Source organism: Alicyclobacillus hesperidum subsp. aegles, assembly GCF_027923525.1.
Lineage (GTDB): Bacteria > Bacillota > Bacilli > Alicyclobacillales > Alicyclobacillaceae > Alicyclobacillus > Alicyclobacillus aegles.
The window spans coordinates 272,899-296,684 of record NZ_BSBJ01000005.1 but is presented as its reverse complement, the minus strand read 5'-3'; the positions used below and the strand labels follow the sequence as shown (position 1 = coordinate 296,684).

Annotated in this window: 24 protein-coding genes; 21 read left to right on the top strand and 3 right to left on the bottom strand. The window is 56.1% G+C overall.

The features are described from left to right. Positions 1 to 137: 137 nt before the first annotated feature. The 17 genes from QMF38_RS04255 (at position 138) to QMF38_RS04175 (ending at position 17,514) form a co-directional block, all read left to right on the top strand. Positions 138 to 1,151, top strand: coding sequence for an RluA family pseudouridine synthase (locus QMF38_RS04255; protein WP_281758791.1), 1,014 nt, complete (start codon positions 138 to 140; stop codon positions 1,149 to 1,151). 38 nt (positions 1,152 to 1,189) lie between these two features. Next, positions 1,190 to 2,251, top strand: a complete 1,062-nt coding sequence (locus QMF38_RS04250) for a M42 family metallopeptidase (RefSeq protein WP_281758790.1) — start codon at positions 1,190 to 1,192, stop codon at positions 2,249 to 2,251. Continuing rightward, a complete protein-coding gene (locus tag QMF38_RS04245) occupies positions 2,242 to 3,279 on the top strand; it encodes a M42 family metallopeptidase (protein ID WP_058095100.1) in 1,038 nt (345 codons plus the stop codon). The genes QMF38_RS04250 and QMF38_RS04245 overlap by 10 nt, the downstream gene beginning before the upstream one ends. Beyond that, on the top strand, positions 3,276 to 4,262 hold the full coding sequence (locus tag QMF38_RS04240) for a zinc-binding metallopeptidase family protein (RefSeq protein ID WP_281758789.1): 987 nt from the start codon (positions 3,276 to 3,278) through the stop codon (positions 4,260 to 4,262). The genes QMF38_RS04245 and QMF38_RS04240 overlap by 4 nt, the downstream gene beginning before the upstream one ends. 117 nt (positions 4,263 to 4,379) lie before the next feature. Then, the gene (gene aroC, locus QMF38_RS04235) at positions 4,380 to 5,537 is read left to right on the top strand and encodes a chorismate synthase (RefSeq protein ID WP_281758788.1); all 1,158 of its coding nucleotides are present in this window, start codon (positions 4,380 to 4,382) and stop codon (positions 5,535 to 5,537) included. Further along, positions 5,534 to 6,628, top strand: coding sequence for a 3-dehydroquinate synthase (gene aroB / locus QMF38_RS04230; RefSeq protein WP_281758787.1), 1,095 nt, complete (start codon positions 5,534 to 5,536; stop codon positions 6,626 to 6,628). Before aroC ends, aroB begins: the two co-directional genes overlap by 4 nt. Beyond that, complete coding sequence (gene aroH, locus QMF38_RS04225; RefSeq protein WP_281758786.1) at positions 6,625 to 6,993, top strand: chorismate mutase; 369 nt, start codon at positions 6,625 to 6,627, stop codon at positions 6,991 to 6,993. The genes aroB and aroH overlap by 4 nt, the downstream gene beginning before the upstream one ends. A gap of 174 nt (positions 6,994 to 7,167) precedes the next feature. Beyond that, entirely contained in the window at positions 7,168 to 8,217 is a 1,050-nt protein-coding gene (trpD, locus tag QMF38_RS04220; RefSeq protein WP_281758785.1) for an anthranilate phosphoribosyltransferase, read from the top strand. Between the two features lies 1 nt (position 8,218). After that, complete coding sequence (gene trpC / locus QMF38_RS04215; protein ID WP_281758784.1) at positions 8,219 to 9,028, top strand: indole-3-glycerol phosphate synthase TrpC; 810 nt, start codon at positions 8,219 to 8,221, stop codon at positions 9,026 to 9,028. Continuing rightward, a complete protein-coding gene (locus tag QMF38_RS04210) occupies positions 9,025 to 9,708 on the top strand; it encodes a phosphoribosylanthranilate isomerase (RefSeq protein WP_281758783.1) in 684 nt (227 codons plus the stop codon). The genes trpC and QMF38_RS04210 overlap by 4 nt, the downstream gene beginning before the upstream one ends. Next, positions 9,698 to 10,915 (top strand): tryptophan synthase subunit beta, encoded by a 1,218-nt coding sequence (gene trpB, locus QMF38_RS04205; protein ID WP_281758822.1) that lies wholly within the window; start codon positions 9,698 to 9,700, stop codon positions 10,913 to 10,915. Before QMF38_RS04210 ends, trpB begins: the two co-directional genes overlap by 11 nt. Continuing rightward, positions 10,899 to 11,693, top strand: a complete 795-nt coding sequence (trpA, locus tag QMF38_RS04200; RefSeq protein ID WP_281758782.1) for a tryptophan synthase subunit alpha — start codon at positions 10,899 to 10,901, stop codon at positions 11,691 to 11,693. Before trpB ends, trpA begins: the two co-directional genes overlap by 17 nt. Positions 11,694 to 11,801: 108 nt before the next feature. After that, positions 11,802 to 12,833: a 3-deoxy-7-phosphoheptulonate synthase gene (gene aroF / locus QMF38_RS04195; RefSeq protein ID WP_058095092.1), complete on the top strand. Its 1,032-nt coding sequence runs from the start codon at positions 11,802 to 11,804 to the stop codon at positions 12,831 to 12,833. Continuing rightward, positions 12,834 to 13,709 carry a prephenate dehydrogenase gene (locus tag QMF38_RS04190; RefSeq protein WP_281758781.1) on the top strand — a complete coding sequence of 292 codons (876 nt, stop codon included), beginning with the start codon at positions 12,834 to 12,836 and terminating at the stop codon, positions 13,707 to 13,709. A gap of 224 nt (positions 13,710 to 13,933) precedes the next feature. Next, entirely contained in the window at positions 13,934 to 15,397 is a 1,464-nt protein-coding gene (locus tag QMF38_RS04185; RefSeq protein ID WP_281758780.1) for a DEAD/DEAH box helicase family protein, read from the top strand. Positions 15,398 to 15,402: 5 nt separating this feature from the next. Then, a complete protein-coding gene (locus tag QMF38_RS04180) occupies positions 15,403 to 16,788 on the top strand; it encodes a helicase-associated domain-containing protein (protein WP_281758779.1) in 1,386 nt (461 codons plus the stop codon). Between the two features lie 153 nt (positions 16,789 to 16,941). After that, a complete protein-coding gene (locus QMF38_RS04175; RefSeq protein ID WP_040290052.1) occupies positions 16,942 to 17,514 on the top strand; it encodes a YpiB family protein in 573 nt (190 codons plus the stop codon). Between the two features lie 110 nt (positions 17,515 to 17,624). Here the strand turns inward: QMF38_RS04175 and QMF38_RS04170 are convergent, their stop codons facing one another. Continuing rightward, positions 17,625 to 18,500 (bottom strand): YitT family protein, encoded by an 876-nt coding sequence (locus QMF38_RS04170; protein WP_281758778.1) that lies wholly within the window; start codon positions 18,498 to 18,500, stop codon positions 17,625 to 17,627. An 81-nt stretch (positions 18,501 to 18,581) separates the two neighbouring features. Next, positions 18,582 to 19,625 (bottom strand): YkvI family membrane protein, encoded by a 1,044-nt coding sequence (locus tag QMF38_RS04165; protein ID WP_281758777.1) that lies wholly within the window; start codon positions 19,623 to 19,625, stop codon positions 18,582 to 18,584. A gap of 177 nt (positions 19,626 to 19,802) precedes the next feature. Here QMF38_RS04165 and QMF38_RS04160 point away from each other — a divergent pair, with 177 nt between their 5' ends. After that, positions 19,803 to 20,612 carry an undecaprenyl-diphosphate phosphatase gene (locus QMF38_RS04160; protein ID WP_281758776.1) on the top strand — a complete coding sequence of 270 codons (810 nt, stop codon included), beginning with the start codon at positions 19,803 to 19,805 and terminating at the stop codon, positions 20,610 to 20,612. Between the two features lie 206 nt (positions 20,613 to 20,818). Here the strand turns inward: QMF38_RS04160 and ylbJ are convergent, their stop codons facing one another. After that, positions 20,819 to 22,099: a sporulation integral membrane protein YlbJ gene (ylbJ, locus tag QMF38_RS04155; RefSeq protein WP_281758775.1), complete on the bottom strand. Its 1,281-nt coding sequence runs from the start codon at positions 22,097 to 22,099 to the stop codon at positions 20,819 to 20,821. Between the two features lie 127 nt (positions 22,100 to 22,226). Here ylbJ and QMF38_RS04150 point away from each other — a divergent pair, with 127 nt between their 5' ends. From QMF38_RS04150 to QMF38_RS04140, 3 genes are all read left to right on the top strand, one after another. Then, the gene (locus QMF38_RS04150; RefSeq protein ID WP_281758774.1) at positions 22,227 to 22,559 is read left to right on the top strand and encodes a nucleotide pyrophosphohydrolase; all 333 of its coding nucleotides are present in this window, start codon (positions 22,227 to 22,229) and stop codon (positions 22,557 to 22,559) included. A 67-nt stretch (positions 22,560 to 22,626) separates the two neighbouring features. Then, positions 22,627 to 23,115 (top strand): hypothetical protein, encoded by a 489-nt coding sequence (locus QMF38_RS04145; protein WP_281758773.1) that lies wholly within the window; start codon positions 22,627 to 22,629, stop codon positions 23,113 to 23,115. Further along, positions 23,108 to 23,785: a 4-hydroxy-tetrahydrodipicolinate reductase gene (locus QMF38_RS04140; protein ID WP_281758821.1), complete on the top strand. Its 678-nt coding sequence runs from the start codon at positions 23,108 to 23,110 to the stop codon at positions 23,783 to 23,785. Before QMF38_RS04145 ends, QMF38_RS04140 begins: the two co-directional genes overlap by 8 nt. The last annotated feature ends 1 nt before the right edge of the window (position 23,786 follow it).

The following is a 23,786-nucleotide window of genomic DNA, read 5'->3' as shown; positions in this document are numbered from 1 at the left end:
TGAGTGCCATGAAGACCATCGACAAGATGTTGTACATCGCCGTCTTGGGCGGCTTGCTGACAATTGGTATCATCTATTTGTATTTTGCGATCCGGCGCCTTGGTTGACGAATCCAAGGCCGCTATGGGGTGTTGGCAGTGGAGCAATATCAGGTGCCTGCGGAACTGGAGGGACGTCGACTATCGACCGTCCTCATGAGTACCTTGGGCTTGTCGCGCCGATTGTTGCGGCGCATCATCCGCGAAGATGGATTTTTTCTGAACGGCCAACCAGTGCGGCTATCGGCGATTGTCCGACGAGGAGATCTGATCTCTTGGCAACTGCCTGACGAGTCACCTTCGATTGCGCCCGAGCAGATGCCGCTTGACATCTGTTACGAGGACGAGGATGTTATGGTCGTCAATAAGCCAGCTGGCATATTGACACATCCTTCGGCTCGTGAGCGTACGGGTTCACTATTGGCTGGCGTTGCCTACTACTTACAGAAGACAGGGCAAACACCCCATGCCGTTCATCGCTTAGACAAATACACATCGGGTGCTATCTTGTTTGCCAAACACGCGCACGCGCACCATCAGTTGGACAGAGCCTTGCGCCACGGACTCGTCCACCGCAAGTATGTGGCTCTGGCTTACGTGCAAAATGACATCCCGTGCGGAGTTTGGCTGCATCTCGTCGACGATCTCGCAATGAATCCCGAGAAACCTTCGCGGCGGATTGTCGTCCCTGAAGGCAAGGGCGAACGTGCCATAACGCACGCCCTTCCCCTTGCGCGCACGGGACACATGGTCTTGTTTGCATTCGAATTGGAGACCGGGCGAACGCATCAGATTCGACTTCAGATGGCATCACGGGGCATGCCGCTTGTCGGGGACCGCGATTATCCGTACAGTGTCGCCCGCAAGCCAGATCTGGCGGGGCGGGCGGGCTATTTTGAACGCGTATTTCCGCATCAGGCCTTACATGCCTATCAACTATCGTGGCAATTGGGTGAGAACGGTCCACGGAAGAAGTCTTGGGCACGCGTGCCTGACGCCATGGAGCGGCTGTGGTCTCTTTCGGGTGGCACGGACACGATGGAGCAGTGGTGCGAACGGGCTGCCGTAGCCTCACCGACAAATGACAGCCGTGTTACACTGGATATGGAGTGAGTATTTGTGTTTTGTTGAAGAGAGGTGGTTGCACGCCTATGGAAAACCATCAGCGATTGTTAGAACAACTGATGACCACACATGGCGGCCCTGGCTTTGAAGGTGCGGTGCGCGACGTGGTCGTACCACAGTTGCACAGCTATGCCCATAAGGTCGAGGTCGATGTCATGGGCAATGTTGTGGCCTGTATAGAGGGGCGCGGTGAGGGACGTAGACCTCGCGTGTTGCTTGCCGCGCATATGGACGAGATCGCACTTGTGGTCGCTCGCATCGAAGAGGGCGGTTTTTTGCGAGTGGCGCAGACGGGAGGCTTTGACCCGCGAACTCTGGTTGGGCAAGAAGTCGTTGTTCATACACGCAGTGGAGATTTGCTGGCAGTCGTCGGTTCGAAACCACCACATCTGACGGCTCCTGAGGAGCGGGGGAAGGCAGCGCCTTTGTCCGACTTGTATCTCGATTTAGCGATGCCCGAAAGTGCTGTACGAGAGCGCGTGCGCATCGGCGACCGTGTCACGTTGTCGCGAGAAGTGTATTTGTTGCGCAATCGGCGCCTGGCTGGCAAATCGCTTGATAACCGCGCAAGTCTTGCCATTTTACTAGAAACGTTGCATCGGTTGCGGCAGTTTGTCCACCAAGCGGACGTGTATGCGGTCGCGACGGTTCAAGAAGAAGTTGGACTGCGTGGCGCACAGACCGTTGGGTTCGCGGTGCAGCCAGATGTCGCCATTGCCATTGATGTGACATTTGGCGCATTTCCCGGACAGGCCGCAGACGAATCGTTTGCACTAGACGCTGGGCCGGCCATCTCGTTTGGTCCGAATTTGCACCGAAAGGTCTTTCAGCGGCTTGTCGATGTCGCGGAGCGCCACCGCATTCCGTACCAAATCGAGCTTTCACAAACGCCCGTTGGTGCGGATGCAAACGCGTTTCAAGTCGCCGGACCGGGCCTCGCCGCAGCCTTGGTCGGGATTCCTATTCGCTATATGCACACATCAGTCGAGACAGGATCATATGCCGACATCGAACAGTGCGCACGTCTGTTGGCACACTATATCGCCGAACTGGACATGGCGCAGGTGGAGGACTTGTCATGCTATTAAAAACGCTGTCGGAGGCGTTCGGCCCGACCGGATTTGAGGATGAAGTGCGAAACGTCATTCGCGGCGAACTAGAGGGCCGCGTCGATGAGATGAAAACGGACGTGCTTGGCAATCTGATTGCTGTCAAAGGGGCGGCAAAGCCTGGACCCAAGGTCATGCTCGATGCCCATATGGATGAAGTTGGTTTGATGGTTGTACAGATTTGCGACGGGGGCGCAGATGCCGGATTGCTCAAATTCCGGTCGCTCGGCGGGATCGATCCGCGCGTGCTCGTGTCCAAGCCTGTATTCATTGGACCCGACAGAATTCCGGGGGTAATTGGTGCAAAGCCGGTCCATCTGCAAGCGCCTGAAGAACGGCAAAAGCCCATCCCGATGGAGAAGCTCTACATCGATATTGGTGCAAAGGATGCGGCGGATGCGAAGTCGGTCGTCAAACCGGGCGATGCGGCGGTGTTTGCCACGCGTTACGCGGAGTTTGGCGAGCGAGCCGCGAAAGGCAAGTCGTTTGACGATCGCGTCGGTTGTGCGCTGCTGGTGGAAGCGATGCGGTCTGAGGTCCCGTATCCACTCTATGGAGCATTTACGGTGCAGGAGGAGATAGGGCTCCGCGGAGCGAGGGCGGCCGCGTATCAGATACAGCCCGACATCGCAATTGCGCTCGAAGGTACCGTATGCTTCGACGTCGTCGGGGCGCCGTCGCATGGGCAGTCGACCGTGCTCGGTAAAGGACCGGCACTGACCGTGCAAGATGCGCAGACAATTGCGGATCGTCGGTTTGCCGAATTTATGTGGGAGACGGCCAAACGACACGGAATTCCCGTGCAGTGGCGGCGGGTGAAGGGCGGATCGAACGACTTTGGGGCCATTCATCGCGTCGGCAAGGGTGTTGTTGGTGGATCGATCTCGGTGCCTGTGCGCTATATTCACGCGCCTACGCAGGTGGTTTCGCTCGACGACGTGGAAAATGCACAACGGCTGTTGCAGGCGGTACTCAAAGAGATCGCGGAAGGGAGTTTTACCTTGTGAAGGAATGGATCGTTCGTTTGGCGGGGGAGATAGCCCCGTCAGGTAGCGAAGGGCGCATCGCGTCGGTGCTGCTCGACGCCGTGCAGGACCTTGCCGATGAAACCCGTATGGACGCGCTTGGCAATGCCATCGCGACGAAGCACGGCGATGGTCCACATGTGATGATTGCAGCGCACATGGACGAACCGGGCGTCATGGTCATTGACATCGATGACAACGGCTATTTGCGTGTCATTCCGACGGAGGGATTGACGGCTTCTGAGGCGGCCTTTCGGCAGGTGACATTTACGAATGGTACGATTGGCCTGGTCTGCCTGGAAGACCGCGAGAAGCGGCCAGAACAGTTTGACCAACTGTTTATCGATATCGGCGCCAAACATCGTGAAGAGGCCGAATCCCGCGCCTTTATTGGACTGAGCGGCGTAATAGGCGGATCTGTCACCGAGCTGGGTAACGGCCGGTTGCTCGGTCGAGCGCTGGACAATCGGGTCGGCTGTGCGGTCGCCTTACAGGCCTTTCGCGATTTGGCGCAACGCGGTCTGCATGTTAGCGTCGTCTTTACGGCGCAAAATGCGCCGGGGGCGCGCGCGGCGCAGGCTGCGGCATTTGCCCTCGAACCCGATTTGGCAATCGTCGTCGACGCTACTCCGGCGTCCGATGTTCCCGGTGGCAAGCGGACCGCGTTACAACTCGGTGCGGGACCTGCCTTTAAGGTGATGGACGCAGGAACCGTGGCTCCTTTAGCCGTGAAACAACTCGTTGAGGACACGGCTCATGCGCTTGGCATTACACTGCAATACGAAGTCTGGCCGAGCGGGCGCAGCGATGCGGGCGCCATTCAATTGACCCGTGCGGGTATTCTGGCCGCTGGCATTTCGTATCCCGTTCACGCAGCAGGAGCTGCAGAGGCCATGGTCGATCTCGCGGATGTGGACGCGACTCTGCGCTTGCTCGTGGCCAGTGTAGAAGCGTATCGGAAGTAAAAGTGTGGCCTTGGCATATGCGAAAGTTCAGCCTGTGCCAAGGCATGTATGGTATACTACCTCTAATTCGCAGAGACAGGCGCATAGGGGAGAGCGCTGGAAGTGGAGGGGCAGCCTTTGCTACGTTATTTGTCGGCCGGAGAGTCACACGGCCCAGAATTGACGATTGTTGTCGACGGGTTTCCGAGTAATTTACCCGTGTCCAAGGGGAAAATTGACGAACAATTGCGACGACGACAAATGGGATATGGTCGCGGATTTCGACAACAAATTGAGACGGACACTGTGGAAGTTACCAGCGGCATTCGCTTTGGCAAGACGCTTGGCACGCCCATTACCATGGTCGTCGCCAACCGCGATTTTAAAAATTGGACGGATCGCATGGCGCCATTTGGAGAAAAGCCAGAAGATCTGAAAGAAATCTACCGGCCGCGGCCAGGTCATGCCGATTTGGCCGGCGCCATTAAGTATGATCACGAGGATATCCGCAACGTTTTGGAGCGGGCGAGTGCTCGTAACACTGCAACCATCGTGGCGGCGGGTGCCTTGGCGAAGCAATTGCTCGCCGAGTTTAACATTCTAGTCACCGCGCACGTCGTCGAGTTGTGTGACGTGAAAGCGGCACAGCTGCCGGATAGCCTGGAGCAGCTTATAGCCGCGGCCGACAGCTCCGAAGTGCGCTGCGCGGATGCGAACGCATCGCAACGGATGATCGAAAAGATTGACGAAGCAAAGGCAAACGGAGACACGGTTGGGGGCATTTTTGAAGTCATCGTCCGCGGTTGCCCAATTGGGCTTGGTAGCTATGCCATGCCGGATCGGAAGCTCGATGGCCGATTGGCCGGTGCCTTAATGAGCATTCAGGCCATCAAGGGTGTTGAAATTGGGCTTGGTTTCGAGGCGGCACGGAGGATGGGTTCGCAAGTTCACGATCCGATTCTGTACGATGGGCAGCGTTATCTTCGGTCGTCCAACGGCGCCGGCGGCCTTGAGGGCGGTGTCACCAACGGCCAAGACGTCGTCCTGCGCGTCGCCATGAAACCTATCTCAACTTTGTATAAGCCGTTGCCCAGCGTCAACATGAAGACGAAAGAAGCGGAACTGGCAGCCATCGAGCGATCCGACTATTGTGCGCTGCCCGCGGCGTCAGTGGTGGGTGAAAACGTCGTCGCATGGGTGATTGCGGATGCGCTCATCGAGAAGCTCGGTGGCGATTCGCTCGAACAAATGAAAGACAATTGGGCGCAATACCAGGCGCGCGTGAGTCGGCGATGAGGACACTTACGATTGTCAGCGAGCGTCATACGTATCCGGTCATTGTCGGGGCTGGCGCTTTGTCACGGTTGCCAGGTGTCCTTGACGAGGCGGGCCTTGGCGGGCGCCACATCGCTATTGTCACAGATGACACGGTGCGTCAACAGCCCATTGCCGAAGAATTGGTCACCGCCTTGCAGCAAAGTTCGTCTACCTATTCGTTTATCGAGATACCTGCGGGTGATGCGCACAAGTCGCTCGATACGGCCGTCTCCGTGTATGGCGAGCTCTTGGCAATAGGGTTTCGCCGCAGCGACGTGATCGTGGCACTTGGCGGAGGGGTCGTCGGAGATCTCGCCGGCTTTGTCGCAGCGACGTATATGCGTGGGGTGCCGTTTATCCAGGCCCCGACAACCTTGCTGGCGCACGACAGTGCGCTAGGCGGCAAGGTTGGTGTAAATCTGCCACAAGGGAAAAACCTTGTTGGGGCGTTTTATCCGCCGAAGGCGGTCGTGTTTGACACCAGAGCGCTCTTGTCGTTGCCGCAGCGGCAATGGGTAAACGGCATGGCAGAAGTCATCAAACATGCGCTCATCGGTGATGCCGACTTGTTTGCGACCCTGGAGGCGCAGCCTCTGCGCGAGTGCCCAGATGCGGCCGTCCTCGAACCTATTTTGGCCGATGCCATGCAGGTGAAGGTCAACATCGTCAATGCGGATGAACACGAAACTGGGTTGCGTCAGGTCCTCAACGTCGGACACACGATTGGCCATGCTGTCGAACAGTGCTCCGATTACGAATTAGGACATGGCGAAGCGATTGCCATCGGTCTCGTGTTGGAAGCCGATCTCGCCGTGATGCGCGGCATGCTGACGATGGAAGCGCGCGATCGACTAGTGCAACTATTGCTTGCACACGGTTTGCCAATTCGTCCGCAGGAGCGAGATTTTGCTGAGATTGCGAAACGAATCCAGGTGGATAAGAAGCACGGCCGCCGCGGTTGGACGTTCGCACTCCCGCAGGCGATTGGTCGCGTCGAAGTTGTCAGTGGGGTCGAAGAGGACGAGGTGCGTCGCGTGTATCAACGCGCGCTAGAGGGGGAGAGTGCATGAAGGTACGGGGATTGCGCGGGGCGACTACGGTAAAGGCGAACGATCGGGAAGAAATTTGGCGAGCCACGCGTGAGTTAATGGAAGAAATTGTACGTCTAAACAACATCGATGTCGACGATGTGGCCAGTGTCATCCTGACGATGACTGCCGATTTGAATGCAGGATTTCCGGCCCTGGCGGTTCGGCAGTTGCCGGGGTGGCAGTGGGTTCCTTTGATGTGTGCACGCGAGATCGAAGTACCTGGGTCACTGCCTCGCAGCATTCGGGTCTTGGTGCACCTAAACACGGACAAAGCGCAGGACGAACTGATTCATGTATATCTTGGAGAAGCCGTACAATTGCGGCCTGACCTCGCAACGCGATGACTGGTACGACCGCCTGTTCTGGCAGGCGTTTGCCGGTTGACGGGGGGCGGTTCGGCCGCTACCATGTCTATAACAGATCGATTGGCCATTCGGCAGTCGAGTAGAGTGAGTTGAGGTGAGCGGGTGTCGGCGGATGTGGTTTGCCGATGCTCGAGTTGAGAGGAGACATCGAAAGTGAATGATTTGGTGCAAACTGCGTTACGCACCGTCGTCGCAGGCCAGACACTCGACGTGACGGCTGCAGACGCGTTTATGAACGAATGGATGCAAGGCCGCGTGACACAGGCACAGGCTGCCGCCTTGGTCAGCGTCATGGCGGCTCGCGGTGAACAACCTTCGGAAATTGCGGGATTTGCGCGGGCCATGCGTCGGCACGCATTGCATATTACGGCTCCTGCCAGTGCCATCGATACGTGTGGCACCGGTGGAGATGGCCGTGATACCTTCAATATTTCAACGACAGTTGCATTCATTGCTGCAGCTGCAGGGATTCCCGTGGCCAAACACGGCAATCGAGCCGCTTCGAGCCGCAGTGGCAGTGCTGACGTATTGCAGGCCTTGGGTGCCGAGATCGAGCTGTCCACCGAGGCGTGTGAGCGTCTGCTCGCCGATACCAACCTCTGTTTCCTCTTTGCGCAAGTCTTTCACCCCGCGATGAAATATGCCGCTCAAGTTCGTCGGGAGCTTGGGTTCCGAACGATTTTTAATATCTTGGGTCCTTTGACCAATCCTGCAAACGCTCGCCGCCAGGTCCTCGGCGTGTTTAAACCAAGTCTTGTGCCAACCGTGGCTGATGCCCTGTTGGAATTGGGCGCAGAGCATGCTTTGGTCGTGCACGGCGACGGCGGTTTGGACGAGTTGTCGCTGTCGGGGCCGACACAGGTGGCCGAGGTCAGGGCTGGGCGTATCGAAACGTATGCCATTTCGCCGGAAGAAGTCGGACTCGTGCGTGCCCCGGTGTCTTCCATCACGGGAGGAACTCCCGCAGAGAACGCTGATATGATTCGCAAGGTGTTGCAGGGAGTGAAAGGGCCTAAGCGCGACGTCGTGTTGCTCAATGCGGGTGCGGCTCTGTACGTGGGTGGCAAGGCGGCGAGTATCGCGGAAGGCGTTGACCTTGCGGCGCAGCTTATCGATAGCGGCGCGGCGCTTGCGAAACTGGAGCAGTTCGTGGCAGGCACGCAAGCTCATGCGCAGTCTGTGCAAGCGGGAGAGGTGCACTAATATGGCGACAATATTGGACAACATTTTGGAGACCAAACGGCAGGAGATTGACCAGTTGCGTCTCGCTGCGAATACAGGAAAGCTTGTGCGTACGCGAACGACGCCATACCGGTCGTTGCGACAACGGCTTGTCGAACGTGGAAAATTAGGTGTTATCGCAGAAATTAAGCGCAAAAGCCCATCGAAGGGTACAATTCAAACACAGGTCGACCCGGTTGCGCGTGCACAGGTGTACGAGCGAGCAGGAGCGGCCGCCATTTCGGTCTTAACGGATCGAGAATACTTTCAGGGTACGATTGACGATTTGCGGGCAGTTCGGGAGTGCGTGGCCATTCCCGTGTTGCGCAAGGATTTTATCATTGATGAGTTGCAAATCGACGAGGCGGTAGGAGCCGGGGCGGATGTCGTGTTGTTAATTGCAGCGGCAATGCCGCCGGCAAGGCTATCTGAACTCTCCGCATACGCCAAGGCACAAGGCCTCGAAGTGTTGTTAGAAGTTCACAATGTGGACGAAGTGGAGGCGGCTCTGGCGGCAAATCCGAGCATTCTTGGCATTAACAATCGCGATTTGCACACGTTTGAGGTCGATTTGGGCGTATCGGAAGCCATTTTGCGAGAGTTACCTGCCGATGTCGTGGTCATTGCCGAGAGTGGGGTTTTTGGCCCTGCGGACGCGATTCGGATGGCGGCGGCAGGGGCCCGTGGCATTCTCGTCGGTGAGTTGCTCATGCGACATGCCAATCTTGAGGACGTTGCGACGTGCTTGTCGGAGTTGCAGGTGCCGTATGAGAGCCTGGGGAACATTCGATGAGTGATCGCCCTTTTGTAAAAATCTGTGGTTTGCTCCCTGGTGATGATCTCGCCTTCACAAGCGATTCTTGGATCACGCACGTGGGTTTTGTCATGGTACCTTCTTCCCGGCGTTTCGTTACACCAAGAGCGGTTTTAGGCATGGTGGAGCAGGTTCGGGATCAGGTACAGACCGTTGGCGTGTTTTCAAATGCGGATCTCGAGTCGGTTCAGGAGGCCGTCCGCATTGCACACCTCGACGTTGCACAATTGCACGGAAGCGAATCTGTCGAACTTTGCGGCAGTTTGCAAGACGCAGGATGCAAGGTTTGGAAGGCTATTCCAGTACCCCTTAGCAATCCAGATTTAAAGGCCATACTACAGGCTTGTGCCCGCTATATGCCCGTCGTCGATGCAATTTTGCTAGACGCCAAACCGCCAAAAGACGCCGGGGGCGGTGTGACGGGAGGACATGGGGTCGCCTTCGATTGGACTATTTTATCCGATATATGTACGGCTCTTGATGGATTTCCATTGTGGGTGGCAGGTGGTATTGCACCCGAGAACGTCCACACATTGTTCCGTACCTGTAAACCGTATGGAATTGATTTGTCGTCAGGCGTTGAGACGGACGGGCGCAAAGACGCGAAGCGGATTGCGCAATTGATAAAGGCGGTGGCGAGCATTGAGTATGCAAAATAACTACGCATTTCCTGACCCAAACGGCCGTTACGGGCAGTTTGGGGGACGGTATGTACCAGAGACCCTGATGTCGGCCTTGTTGCAATTGGAACAGGATTACCTGCGTTTGCGCGCCGATGCGTCGTTTCAGTCGGAATTGGCCTATTACTTGAAGCAGTATGCAGGGCGCCCTACACCCTTGTATTTTGCCGAACGGCTGACTGAACATCTCGGCGGACCGAAGATTTACTTAAAGCGTGAGGATTTAAACCATACTGGGGCACACAAAATCAACAACGCCATAGGCCAAGGACTGCTTGCGTTGCGCACCGGCAAACGGCGAATTATTGCGGAGACGGGCGCTGGACAACACGGTGTTGCCTCCGCGACCATTGCGGCGCGATTTGGCCTTGAGTGTACGGTCTTTATGGGCGAAGAAGATATGCGGCGACAGGCTCTTAACGTATTTCGCATGCGCATGCTAGGGGCAGAGGTCGTCCCCGCGATGAGCGGCACCCGTACCTTAAAGGATGCGACGAACGAGGCCATTCGGCACTGGGTCTCACATGTCGATGACACGCACTACGTCATTGGTTCGGTCGTGGGACCTCACCCATATCCGCAGATTGTACGCGACTTTCAGCGCGTGATCGGAGATGAAACGAAAGAACAAATTCTCGAGCAGGAAGGACGCTTGCCTGATACGATTGTCGCCTGCGTCGGTGGTGGCAGCAATGCCATGGGTATGTTTTTTCCATTTGTCGAAGATACACAGGTACAGCTTGTTGGCACCGAGGCCGCGGGACATGGTATCCATACCGAACATCACGCGGCGAGCATCAACAAAGGGCGCCCCGGTGTTTTGCACGGCGCCAAGACGATGCTTCTTCAGGATGAATATGGCCAGGTGACGCCTGCACATTCGATTTCGGCAGGACTTGACTATCCGGGAATTGGACCAGAACATGCGCATTTTGCAGAGAGCGGGCGTGCTACGTACGTGCCGGTGACCGATGAGGAGGCTCTATCGGCGTTTTACCTCTTGTCTAAGTTGGAAGGCATCATCCCGGCGCTCGAAAGCGCCCATGCCATCGCGTATGTGGTACGTGAGGCACAGCGCATGCAAAAGGACAGCATTGTCGTCATCTGTCTATCGGGCCGCGGCGATAAGGATGTCGAGCAGGTGGCGCACATGGAAGGAGGGCTCGCTGATGGAGCGAATTCGTGATGCATTTGCTTCCCTTGGCTCGAACCGGGCGTTGATTCCGTTTATCGTCGCCGGCGATCCGGACTATGAAACATCTCTCGCCATTGCACGCGCCATTCTGGAATCGGGTGCAGACATGCTCGAAATTGGTTTTCCGTATTCAGATCCGTTGGCCGATGGCCCGGTCATCCAGGCTGCAGCCCTGCGTAGTCTGAATCGCGGGTGTCAGCTTCCGGACTGTTTCCGTCTTGTGCAAGACTTGCGCAAGGAGACGAACAAGCCGCTCATCGCGTTTACCTATGTCAATCCATTGATGCAGTACGGTGCAACGCGGTTTTTTGCTGAACTTGCCCAAGCAGGCGGCGACGGCGTGATCGTACCCGACGTGCCGCTCGAGGAAGCCCCTGATTTGGCGAGCGCTGCAGAGAAACAAGGCATTGCCTGGATACCGCTTGTTGCCCCGACGTCAGGAGAAAATCGCGTTCAGGCGATCGCGCAACAGGCTCGCGGCTTTGTTTACTGCGTTTCGTCGCTGGGCGTTACGGGTGAGCGCAGTGCCATTTCCACACAGGTGGAGTCGTTGGTGCAAGCCGTCAAACGCCATACGAATTTACCGGCCTGCGTCGGTTTCGGTGTCAGTACGCCAGATCACGTGCGTGAAATCGCCGGCTATGCCGATGGCGTGATCGTCGGGAGCGCCTACGTGCGGCGGATTGGCGACGCGGCAAGTGGTGGCGGCGACGCCATCGACATGGTCAGCCATTTCACGATGAGCTTGAAAGACGCGTGCCGTGCTTAACCCGTACCGTTTAACCATTGTCCATCTCTTAAAACATGTGATAGACTTTTCAAACACTTATGTATGCAGTTGTGCTTGAAGGCGCGCGATTGCGAAGGAGAGAGAACCATGATTGTCGTCATGAAGGAGGGCGCGTCGAAATCTGAAATCGAGCGCGTCATGCAACTGTTACAGAGCAAGGGACTTGGGACGCATCTTTCCGAGGGCGCAGAAATGACGGTCATTGGTGTCATCGGACAAAAGGAAAAGGTGCGCGAATTAGGCGTCGAGGGCTTGCCTGGGGTCGAAAAAATCGTTTCCGTCAGCTATCCATTTAAGCTGGCTAGCCGGCCGTTCCACCCAGATAACACGACCATTGAAATTTTAGGTCATGTCGTAGGTGGCGATGAGCCGACGATTATCGCTGGCCCATGTTCCGTCGAGTCGAAGGAGGGCCTGATTGAGATCGCTCAGGCAATCAAGGCCAGCGGCGCACACATGTTGCGCGGTGGCGCGTTTAAACCGCGGTCGTCCCCGTATTCCTTCCAGGGACTTGGCGAAGAAGGTCTGAAGTACCTGGCCGCTGCGCGCGAGGCGACAGGCTTAGCTGTGGTATCCGAGATCATGGAGCCGGGCTTGGTCGATCTCGTTGCCGATTATGTCGATGTCTTGCAGATTGGCGCGCGCAATATGCAAAACTACGCCTTGTTGAAGGCGGTTGGCAAGACGAATCGCCCTGTGCTGCTCAAACGGGGCTTTTCCAATACGATCGAAGAGTGGCTGATGTCCGCAGAATATATTCTGTCTGAAGGCAATCCGAACGTCATCTTGTGTGAACGCGGTATTCGCACCTTTGAAACCTATACGCGAAACACCTTGGACTTAAACGCCATTCCCGTGGTTCAGCACCTTTCGCATTTGCCGGTACTTGTCGATCCAAGCCACGGTATTGGCCATTCGCGCTATGTGACGGCCATGGCTCGCGCAGGTGTGGCCGCTGGGGCCGCGGGCGTGATCGTAGAGGTGCACAAGAAACCGGAAGAAGCGTGGTCGGATGGCAATCAAACCATCACTTTGGAAGAGTTTGATCGCTTGGCCAAACAGGTTCGAGATGCGCATCGCTTGGTTCGTGAATATCAACTGGAAGCGAGTCGGAGCTGAGTGAAGGGTCACTTTACACGCGTGTTGGTGATTGGGGCGGGGCTCATCGGTACATCCATGGCCCTCGCCCTTCGCCGTGCCTACGGAACGATCTTGGTTGATGCCGTCGAACGACACGACGCATATCGTAGCGAGGCGCAAAGATTGGGAGTCTTTCATCGCGTCTGGCCGGATATCACGGCTGTGTCACCCGACTATGAGCTTGCCGTGCTCGCCATACCTTCGCGGGCGGCTTGTGATCTCGCGGAAACGGTCAGCGAACTGGCGGATTGGACGATGGACGTGTGCAGCATTAAGCGGCCCATCGTCGATGCGTTTTCGCGGATCATGGCAAACGGCAGGCAGTGCGTCCCGACGCATCCGATGGCGGGAAAGGCGAACGGAGGACCCGGAGCTGCTGATGCCGATTTATTTGTTGCGCGCCCTTGGCTCTTCCTGGAAACCCATCCGGCACCGCCAGAATTGGAGCAAATGGTGACGGATCTAGGCGCAATCCCAACCTACGTTCGTTGTGCGGACGATCACGATCGCAATCTTGCCTACCTCAGTCACGGCATCCATGTGACTTCGCTCGCTGCAATGCAAGCGGCAACCGGGGTCGACTGTGATGTGGCCGCGAGGATTGCAGGTCCGGCGTTTTGGGATATTACACGGCTTGCAGCTTCCCCAAGCGCATTTTGGGTAGACACACTCCTCGACAATCGCAATTTTGTGTTAGCTTTCTTGGAACGGCTGCAGGCGGAGGTTCACCAGTTTGCAGAAGCACTGCGGGCGGGGAATGCGGAGTCGTTGCGCGAATTGCTGGATCAAGCGCGGGCGTCCCGGGAGCGTGTCGAGTCTGCTCGCGGCAAGGCGAGAACCGAGACTAGTGACTAATCTGAAAAAACGCTGTAAACGTGGTATTGACAGCGTTTACAGACGGGTGTATTCTTATAGCCGAAGGGTGTTATGTTCTGATTTCTCTCCACTCCTAGCAGAATCTCCTGTTTGGGAATCCGTGAAAGCGGATTCCCCCTTTTTTTGTCGCCGCGGATGCATACATCTTCTTGTTTGCAAAATCCTAAGCTTGTATACAGCCCAGATATGACCAGGAGGTCGACATGGTTGTCTATCCGCAGGCGGATGGCCGATTGTATGTCTCTCGTTCGCTGGATCGCCCAGGTCACTTAGGAACCAACCATTCGTCTCTCACGCTGGATGATTTCGCGCAACCCATTCAGTTTTTTGACGAGGTAACCGTCTATCAGGTTTCCCCACTGCGATTGCGAGAACTGGCTCGCGGTGGACGCTCTGCCGGCGATGTCCTGCAGTACCTGCGTCAGGTTGCACAAGCACCGATACCGATTCAGGTACAGCGCACCATTATCGCAGAAATGAAGTCTGCATCGCTTGCATTGCAGGAACTTACGGTAAAGGCGACGGCGCCGGCAGCCGACGTGGCCATCGCTTTGCGCCAGGAAAAGGTGTTGCGCGCATATCAGTACAACGCGGTGCAGGCGTTTCTCAACGGTCCGGCGCATGGCGTGATCGTCATGCCTTGTGGCGCCGGCAAGACCGTGGTTGGAACGGCCATTCTTGCAAGCCTGCGCATGCCGACGTTAATTCTCGCTCCCAACGAGGCCGCGTGTGAACAGTGGAAACAACACTTGCTTGCGTGGACAACGCTGTCCGAGTGCGATCTCGATGTGCACGCCGACAACCCGGATAAACCTGTCGCGATTGCGACGTATGGCCGATTGGTCGCGCGTGATCGACAGGGCCAGCTGCGTCGCTTGGAGCGTTATCGTCAACGAGGTTTTGCGTTGGTCATTTACGACGAAGTCCATACGTTACCTGCCCGATGGTTTCGGCTGACAGCCGAACTTGCGGCCGCACGCAAGCTTGGGCTCAGTGCGACGCTCGTTCGAGAGGACGGGCGCGTTGGGGATGTATTGTCACTCGTTGGACCCGTCGTCTTTCAGACGCAGGCGCGAGATTTAACGGACGCTGGACATTTGGCGCCTGTACGTTGTGTGGAAGTTCGGGTTCCGCTTATAGGGCGCGACAGACAAGACTATGAAAGAGGAAGTGCGGCGGACAAGCATCGGATCGCGGCACAGAACCGTTCGAAATTGGATGCCGCAACGCAGATTTGTGCATTACATCGCGCAGAACGCACCCTCGTGATGGGGTACTACACATCACCGCTCCACGAACTTGCGAATCGGTTGCGTGCGCCCGTCATTGATGGTCGCACTCTTCATTCCGAACGGCTGCGCCTATACAACGAATTTCGCGCCGGCGGCCTACCTGTCCTTATCGTGTCCAGGGTGGCGAATGCGGCCATCGACCTGCCATCCGCGACGGTCGCTGTCCAATTGTCCGGCCTGTATGGTTCCCGTCAGGAAGAGGCGCAACGGCTTGGACGAATCCTCCGCCCAAACGGCAAGCAAGCGATTTTTTATTCGCTTGTGAGCGACCAAACGGTCGAAGTGAAACGCGCTTTTCACCGCCAAAGCTACTTGGTTGAACAAGGATATACGTATGAAATCGTTGCCGTCGACGCGTTGTACCGAGGAGGTTGAAGCACATGAGGCTGAGCGAGTGTCTAAACCATGCGTCCATTTCAACACTGCAAGCCATCGCCCAAAACTTACATCTGTCCTGCACGATGTACTCGAAGCTCGATCTGGTGCAGTCCATTTTGGAATCGCTACGAAATCCCTTATCTTTGGCGGAACAATTGAACCAATGGCACGAAGAATGGGGCGTTTCGCTGAGGCGGATCGCTCTGCATCGGCGCAATGTTTTTGCTAAAGAAGAGATCGAACATCTCTTGGCCTCGGCCGGCCATGACACCGTCAAAGGCCTTCAGAAAGCCCTAGCTCAAGGCTGGCTGTTTTTACAAAACGATTCTTCACGTCGGCGCTATTACATCGTCCCCGCAGACATGCAGATGGCCCTGCGCGATGATTTTCAGCGTCGTTGGCGCGCGCAGGTTGAGGTGCGCACGGACGATCCGCTCGTGCAAATGGATGAAGGGATGGCCGCGCTGCATGATCTACACACCTTCTTACAGTACGTTCAGCAGCGCGAAGTGCGGTTGACCGCAAGTGGGGCCATGTATAAACGGCATGTACAACAATTGATGGAACTCTTTGAAATCGAGGAGTCCATTGAATTGCCGCAATGGAGGTTTGGCTATGGTCGTCGCACGTACGATTACCCGGATCGCCTCGCATTGTTGTACGACTTTGCCTACGACGAAGGCATCGTGATCGAGCGTCAAGATGAGCGGTTGACCGTCGATCCCGCTCGCTTGTCGGAGTTTCTTACTCTGGGTCGCAAGACCCAACTGCGGCGGCTTTTGCAGTTTTACGTGCGCACCTATCGGCGCCCGATTCCTCGACTGTACGACATCATTGAGACCATCCGATTACTGGCGGACGCGTGGACTTCGAATACGTCTTTGTATGCGATTTGTGCGCCACAGATACAGGCTTTTTATTACGATCAGCCGACGGACGTCTGGGATCAGCGGATTGTCAAAATGTTGGTCCATCTTGGTGTGGCCAGAATTGGCTATGACGACGATTCAGGGGAGCGATGGTTTCAAATCACAAAACTCGGTCAAGAATTACTAACACAGGACGAAGCCGATTTGCCAGACGAGCTAACTTACCAGCAAGCGGCTCTGGTTGTGCAGCCTAACTTCGAGATTGTCGTCATGGTGCCGGATGCCCGGATGGAGGCTCAAATCGCCGAATTCGCGGAGCTGAAGAGCAGTGGGGCCTTGCGGGTGTACCGCATCCTCGATCGGACGGTCGAACGGGGCTTGTCGCTTGGGCGAGACTTCGAGGCGTGGCGAGCGCTTTTGGCCACACGCGGAATGGCGCCGATACCTGTTAACGTCGATCGCATGCTCGCCGAGTGGGTGGGACGCGGAGGTGTTCAAGCGGCCGGACTAGGCTCCTAGATTGTCACGGCAGTTGTGCAACCTCGTGAAAAAGCGACGAGTGCAGGAAAAGAAGGCAAAGCCACCGAATAGAATGAACAAACAATTCTTAAGTTTGCTGGTGCTGCTCGCTGGACGCTTCGGAGACTTCGTGAAGCAGGGAGGAGAATGGCTATGGGAACCATCGTGACCGTTGCTGAAAAGAAACATTTTCTGCGCTGGTTTCTGGCCAATTACGATTTGCAAAGTCGTGAGGCGGAAATGCTGCTGCGCTATATGATGACGCGTGAAAACGTGTTGCAACGCGTTCATTTCGTCGATAACTTCCGTCACTTTTCGCGCGTCATCGTCGTCTCGACAACCTGTGTGCATGTCGCTCCTTTCCGCTACTATCGCCGCAATAAGCCGGTGACTACCGATGTGGAACAGGCGTTTATGGATCTGTATCAGCATCCAGATGAGGACATCTATGTAGGACTATTCTTCAAAGACCGTTCATCTTGCCCTGAATTTGCGTCAGTTCTCGAAGAACCCGTGCGCACGGACATGGATCCGGCGATGCGCGAAATGCTATCCTTGCAGGCCGAGTGGGTCATTGACCAGGCCTTGCGCGCCCACCGCCGCGAGGAATTGATGCGAGCAGTCGACGATGCATTGGATTCGGGGGACAGGGCGGCGTTTCTCATCGCGAGCCAGCGGCTCATCGCGTTTGATCAAGGTGAATTGACAGCCGCCTCATCTCTGTAGACCATTGTGGCAAATCCACTCTGTAACAATCAGGTGTCCGGCTGCGGCTGGACACCTTTTGCCGATGTCGCGCGAGATCCACGCGGGCCGGCGCACTTGCTCTCCCTTAATCATGAAAAGAGTTTACGGCGACGGCGTGCAATGGATGAGGGTTCTCCGTCGTACGTAAAGCCTTCTCCCAACACTTCGTGTACAGGGTTGACGGTAACGAATGCGGTCGGATCGACAGTCGAGATGATTCGCTGGACGCGCATGACTTCGTCCCGCGACACGACACAATAGATGACCTGGCGAGCTGTGCCTGTGTAGCCCCCGCGCGCTTGTAGCAAAGTCGTACCGCGATCTAATTGCTTGTGAATTTCGTCCGCAATCTCTTCGTGTTTGTCCGACACAATCATGACCGCCCGTCCGCTCGATGCCCCTTCAATCACAAAGTCGATCACGCGGCTCGACACGAACAGTGCGACAAGTGAGTACATCGCCACTTCCTTGCCGATGATCACCATGACGAGCAGGATGACGATGAAGTCGATGGCGAACAGGGTTTTGCCCATGCCGAGCCCTCGGTAGTGGCGCAGGATGCGAGCGATGATGTCCGAACCGCCGGTTGTTCCACCTGTACGAAAGATGAGGCCAAGGCCAATACCTGTGATCACGCCGGCGTAGAGCGCGGCGAGCAGTGGATCGTGCGTCGGCACTTGTAGATGCCTTGTCGCTTCCGTGAACACGGACACGCCGATGACCCCAACCGCCGTTTTGAGGACAAATTCATGCCCAAACAGCCGCCAAGCGACGATAAGCAACGGGATGTTCAAGATGAAAAATGACACGCCAACCTGAATATGCAACTTGTACAAGAGCAGCAGTGAGACGCCGACAAAGCCACCTTCCGCGAGGTGGTTGGCGACAAGAAAGCCGTTGAGGCCAAGCGAATAAATGAATGCGCCTAGGACAATCATGAACCATTGGACCGATTTTTGAACCATCCTCTGGACCCCTTTGAAACATCGCTCATCACCGAGTCAATGTCACCTGAGTTCCATGGTATTATACGGGGTTGGGCTAATTTACCGCAATCTTGCTCGTGCCATGACGAGCATGCACAAGAACCAAAGCGATACCCAACCGAAGGCGGTGTACGCATATGCCACGATGGCGCGAAAGCCAAAGTGGCTTAACAGCCCTGCTGCCACGAGCGAAATTAGGCTTGCAAGCAACACGTGACGTCGCGATCGCGCAACAGTGGCCGCCATGCTGTAGATGTTGCCGACGAGCGTCGAATAAATCTCGCCAAAGAGAACGGCGATAAATAAGGCGGTCAGCCATGTTGGGAACTGCGCCGCAATATAGCCCATTGGGATGGCGTATTCGCCAATCTGGGGCATGTAAGCGAATAAGCTGAAGGCGACACAGGCGAGGAGACCGCCTAGTCCTAGGGCGCCAAGCAGTGCCCCTTGCGAGAGCACTTTGCGGGAGCGGATTTGCCCGCCTAACGGCACGAGCACACCAATGGATAAGCCGATGTTCAATGAGGCGTACAGCAAGGCATTCAACCATACCGGCAACCCGAATTGATTGGTAATTCCAAGCGGGTGCAACGCGTGTTCGAAGCCGTTTCTGAAAAGGGCGGTGTGTGCTGTAACAAATAGCACAAATGCCGTCAACGATGGGACAATCAAGGTATTGACCTTGAGCAGCCCGTTCATGCCAAACATCATCGTCCACATCGTTACCGCGATGCCAATGACCACACCAAGCGAGAATGGCAACCCCAGGCGCTCGCGAAACAGTTCTCCCGTACCCGCCAGCATCGCCACCGTCGTACCGAACAACATGACCAAAACTACGCCATCCATCGCCTGCGCGAGCCGCGGCGGGAACACGTAGGTGGTCAGATCGCGAAACGACTTGGCGCCCAGTTTCGCGCCTAGGGCCATTAGCCGATAACCTAGCCAGGCGAAGACGAGGGTGACAAGTCCAATGGATGCGTAGGCGACCATGCCGTACTGCGCGAAGAATTGATAGATTTCCCGACCGGAAGCAAAGCCCGCGCCAACGACCGTGCCAATGTATACACATGCAACTTGCAGGGTCAGCCATCGCGATCGCATTGTCCATCCCTCCCAAATCCTTCTGAATTTATATGGACACTCTCGCCGAATCATGACGACGTGGACATGTTCCTAGCGCGCCGCCAATATACATCTACTGCGTGTCCAAGCCTGGCCGGGCAGGACCGAAGAGAACCGTAGATTCGCGCTGCGGCGGCGCGCAAGGAGGATGTTGGGATGACCGCACTTCAAGCAGTGATCATGGGAATTGTCCAAGGGATCACAGAGTTTTTGCCCATTAGCAGTTCCGGCCATATCGTGTTATTCGAAAAACTGATGCACGTGCAAGTGGAACAGGATACCTTGTTCATCTTGCTCCTACACATCGGAACGCTGGTGGCAGTCGCATATGCGATGCGCAAAGAAGTGGTTTGGCTGTGGAAACACCCGAGGTCTCGCGTAACGTGGATGGTCCTGGTGGCGTTGCTGCCCACCGCAGTGATTGGTGCCTTGTGTGAGGAATGGTTTGATAACCTGTTTGAGTCGGGCGTGACGATTGGCCTCGAATTCGTCGTGACAGGCATCATCTTGTGGTGGATCGACTCCATTGAGGCCGGACCAAAGACAGAATCGTCCATGGCGCTAGCCGATAGCCTGTGGATTGGTACATTGCAAGGCATCGCCATCCTACCAGCACTGTCCCGTTCCGGGTTGACGATCGCCGGCGGTTTATGGCGCGGCATGGATCGCATGGCGGCGACGCGGTTTTCGTTTTTGTTATCGATTCCGGCGATTCTCGGCGGCACGCTGGTTAAGCTCGACGATATCGTCGAGGCACCGGCAAAGGCGTTGATGTTACCATGGGGGGAGATGCTGTTGGGCGCACTGGCGGCGGCGATCGCAGGATACTTCTCCGTTCGCTGGACGACGTGGCTGGTGGCGCGTTGCAAAATGCGTGTGTTCGCTGTGTATACCTTCGCAATTGCCGCTTTCATTCTGTACGATCAACTGTTCGCTCACCGCTGGTTTCCACCGCTTGTACACTGAGCGCGGGGTAAGCGCACGACGAAGGGCGGACCTGGGGCAGATTTCCCTGGGTTCGCCCTTCGTCGTTGGCGAATAAGGACTGGGGGGCAGGCAGGGCCATAGCTTTACCATCCGTTCCGATCCCTTGTAGAGGCATATGAAAACCGGCGGCTCGTGGCATGAGCAGCCGGCTATTTTACCGTGTGTTGTTCTCTTACGCTAGGAGCTTACTTGATGCGGGCGTAAAAGCGGATGATGCGCAGGCGCTTCGCCATTGCAAAGACAAACGAACAGGCGAGCAAGACGACCAACCCCATCAACCATAAAGACAACCCCGATGAAGCGATTTGCCAAAACGAATGCGTTCCTTCCGCTGTCAACACTGCTGTGTGCTCTGTGAGTGGCGCCATCGCTCGTGCGGCTTCGCGGCCCATGCCAGACAGGTAGAGAATGACGGTAATGAGCGCAGCGAGAAATGCGTGCAGAAAGCGAGCGATAAAATACGGTTTCATGCGAATATCTGTGTTTGTCAATACGCTTGCCACCTGTGCATGCACGCTCAGCCCGCTCCATGCGATGATGCCGCTGACGAGGGCGAGTCGCTGTAACAGTGGCGCGTGGACCGCTGCAGCCTGGGCGCTGCCGATGTCCAATTCAAGCGCGCCTGCCAACGTTGGACCGACAAGCCCGCCGTGGATATGAAACAGATGGTAAATTAAAGCGACTGGCCAACCGATCACGGCCATAATGCCGCTGATGTGAAGAATCTCGATGAGCACTGCAAAAAACACGATAAACCCAGAGATCATGAGAATGGTCTGGACCGACTCACTCACGGCATTACCAAGAAGTTTGCCGAAGGGACGACCATCTTGTTCCCGTGCGGCCAACATTTCTTGGAATGCACGAACGAGAATGTTGCCTTTGGCGCGGACTTCTTCTCGCTCCTGCATTTCTTTTAGGTGCGTGGGATCCTTGCGCCCCCAAAACTTAAAAGCCACACCGACGAGGAACGATGAAATGTAGTGTGCGAGAGCGAGTAGACCGCCTAAGGCTGGCGACTTGAACATGCCGACGGCGACTGCGCCAAACATAAATAGCGGATCGGCTGTGTTCGTGAAGGCAAGCAACCGCTCTCCTTCAATCCTCGTACATTGGTTGGTTTCGCGGAAACGGGCGGTGATCACAGCGTCCATAGGGTAGCCTGCGGCCAATCCCATCGACAGAGCAAACGCACCAACACCAGGAACGCTAAATAGTGGGCGCATCAGTGGTTCGAGCAACACCCCAAAGCCGCGTACAACTCCCAATCCGAGCAATAATTCGGAGACAATAAAAAATGGGAGTAGCGATGGGATGATGATCTCCCAACAGACTTTCAACCCTTCCATACCCGCTTCATAGCCCGCTTTTGGATACACGACGAGGGCGAGTGTGAAGATGACAGCCATGGTCGCCAGGATGACCGTGAAAACTCGCCCCTTTTTTTCTTTGCCCAAACGATTCACTCCTTCTTGGCAACCAGTCGGCATGCCGGGCTGGTCCAAAATCGTCCTTACATGCTTATGACAAGCAGGCGCTTTTATGTTTGTGCAAGCTTGTCCGCTATAATGAAGAGTCAAGGGGGACGGGACGATGCACTTGCAGGAAGTTCAAAGTCGCGTTGACGCGTACATCAGCCAATTTCGCGAAGGTTACTTTCAGCCGATGACCTTGGTTGTTCGCTTAGCCGAGGAACTGGGCGAATTGGCACGGGAGATCAACCATCACTATGGCGAGAAGCCAAAGAAGAAAGACGAACCCGAAGGCGACATTGCCCTTGAATTGGGAGACTTATTGTTCGTCCTTACCTGCCTTGCGAATCGGCTCGACATTGACATGGAGAAGGCCTTTTTAGCGGTCATGGAGAAGTTTGAAACGCGCGATAAGGATCGCTGGACGCGCATTGGGGAACCGGAACAACCCTAATTGCGCCTTAGGCTTTGGTACACACCTTGTCCGGTACGCCTCCGTAAGATGGACGGAGGTGATTTCCATGGACGAGAAGCGGTTTGTTCAATCGGCGTATGCGTACATTTACCTGGGGTTGTACGACGCTGCACTCGAAGCGTTCGCACGCGCCATTTTGACGAACCCTGACAATCCGGAACTGTATTATCGCGGATCGATCACGGCGCGTCGCAATGATCGCTTACGCTTGGCTGACCACTGGGCCAAACGGGCGGCGTTGATTGCGCCAGGCAATCGATTTTACGCCGAACACTGGCAATCTGTGCATGCGTCGCGGATGGTCGCCGTCGCTCGCCGGGCTATCGTGCGGGGTCGAAAAGCCTTGGCCACGCGCTTACTCGCACAGGCTGCCGTGCTCGATCCGCTCAATCCAGAGGCGAGTCAATTGTTGGCCACCGTTGGGGCTGATGAAAGACTTGTCGCGAAAAGCTACGTACTAGAGAGCGAGGAATCGAACGGTGACAGAACATCCAATACGCGTCGCCATCGCTGGTGCGACGGGACGCATGGGTAGTACTGCGGTGCAGGCGATTGCCAATGCACAGGGGCTTAGCATCGCCGGTTTGCTCGTACATCGTGCAAACGAGGGCGTACTGGAGAGCCTCGATAGATTCGGACAGGTTTATGTCGATCCGCAAACGCTCATCGACACGGAGCGTCCAGACGTGTGGTTGGATCTGACGACACCGAGGTCTGTCGTGCGACACATCGATCTCGCCATCGCCGCGAATATCCGGCCTGTGGTCGGTGCGACCGGCTATAGCGACGCCGATATTGCACGTTGGCAGGCGGAGGCGGCCAAGGCATCGCTGGGCGGGCTCATTTGTCCGAACTTCGCCATCGGCGCACTGCTGATGATGCGCTTCGCGAAAGAGGCCGCACGCTGGATGGAGCGGGCGGAAATCATTGAGCTTCACCACGCGCAAAAACTGGACATGCCCTCTGGTACGTCGTTGCGCACGCGCGACGCGATGGGTGTCGACTACGACGTGCCGATTCACAGCGTGCGCCTACCAGGGCTCGTTGCCCATCAGGAAGTCATTTTCGGGGGCGTCGGGGAAACCTTGACGATCCGCCACGACTCGTTAAGCCGCGAAAGCTTTATGCCTGGCGTATTGCTTGCGTGCCGCAGGGTGGTCGAACTGAACCAGGTTCTTTACGGCCTCGAACACCTGCTTTGGTAGG

What these genes read in the sequence shown, in the direction of transcription:
- QMF38_RS04250 (WP_281758790.1), top strand. Translation starts at nt 1,190, where the DNA reads ATGGAAAACCATCAGCGATTGTTAGAACAACTGATGACCACACATGGC.
- QMF38_RS04245 (WP_058095100.1), top strand. Translation starts at nt 2,242, where the DNA reads ATGCTATTAAAAACGCTGTCGGAGGCGTTCGGCCCGACCGGATTTGAG.
- aroB (WP_281758787.1), top strand. Translation starts at nt 5,534, where the DNA reads ATGAGGACACTTACGATTGTCAGCGAGCGTCATACGTATCCGGTCATT.
- aroH (WP_281758786.1), top strand. Translation starts at nt 6,625, where the DNA reads ATGAAGGTACGGGGATTGCGCGGGGCGACTACGGTAAAGGCGAACGAT.
- trpC (WP_281758784.1), top strand. Translation starts at nt 8,219, where the DNA reads ATGGCGACAATATTGGACAACATTTTGGAGACCAAACGGCAGGAGATT.
- QMF38_RS04210 (WP_281758783.1), top strand. Translation starts at nt 9,025, where the DNA reads ATGAGTGATCGCCCTTTTGTAAAAATCTGTGGTTTGCTCCCTGGTGAT.
- trpB (WP_281758822.1), top strand. Translation starts at nt 9,698, where the DNA reads ATGCAAAATAACTACGCATTTCCTGACCCAAACGGCCGTTACGGGCAG.
- trpA (WP_281758782.1), top strand. Translation starts at nt 10,899, where the DNA reads ATGGAGCGAATTCGTGATGCATTTGCTTCCCTTGGCTCGAACCGGGCG.
- aroF (WP_058095092.1), top strand. Translation starts at nt 11,802, where the DNA reads ATGATTGTCGTCATGAAGGAGGGCGCGTCGAAATCTGAAATCGAGCGC.
- QMF38_RS04185 (WP_281758780.1), top strand. Translation starts at nt 13,934, where the DNA reads ATGGTTGTCTATCCGCAGGCGGATGGCCGATTGTATGTCTCTCGTTCG.
- QMF38_RS04180 (WP_281758779.1), top strand. Translation starts at nt 15,403, where the DNA reads ATGAGGCTGAGCGAGTGTCTAAACCATGCGTCCATTTCAACACTGCAA.
- QMF38_RS04175 (WP_040290052.1), top strand. Translation starts at nt 16,942, where the DNA reads ATGGGAACCATCGTGACCGTTGCTGAAAAGAAACATTTTCTGCGCTGG.
- QMF38_RS04170 (WP_281758778.1), bottom strand. Translation starts at nt 18,500, where the DNA reads ATGGTTCAAAAATCGGTCCAATGGTTCATGATTGTCCTAGGCGCATTC.
- QMF38_RS04165 (WP_281758777.1), bottom strand. Translation starts at nt 19,625, where the DNA reads ATGCGATCGCGATGGCTGACCCTGCAAGTTGCATGTGTATACATTGGC.
- QMF38_RS04160 (WP_281758776.1), top strand. Translation starts at nt 19,803, where the DNA reads ATGACCGCACTTCAAGCAGTGATCATGGGAATTGTCCAAGGGATCACA.
- QMF38_RS04150 (WP_281758774.1), top strand. Translation starts at nt 22,227, where the DNA reads ATGCACTTGCAGGAAGTTCAAAGTCGCGTTGACGCGTACATCAGCCAA.
- QMF38_RS04145 (WP_281758773.1), top strand. Translation starts at nt 22,627, where the DNA reads ATGGACGAGAAGCGGTTTGTTCAATCGGCGTATGCGTACATTTACCTG.
- QMF38_RS04140 (WP_281758821.1), top strand. Translation starts at nt 23,108, where the DNA reads ATGGGTAGTACTGCGGTGCAGGCGATTGCCAATGCACAGGGGCTTAGC.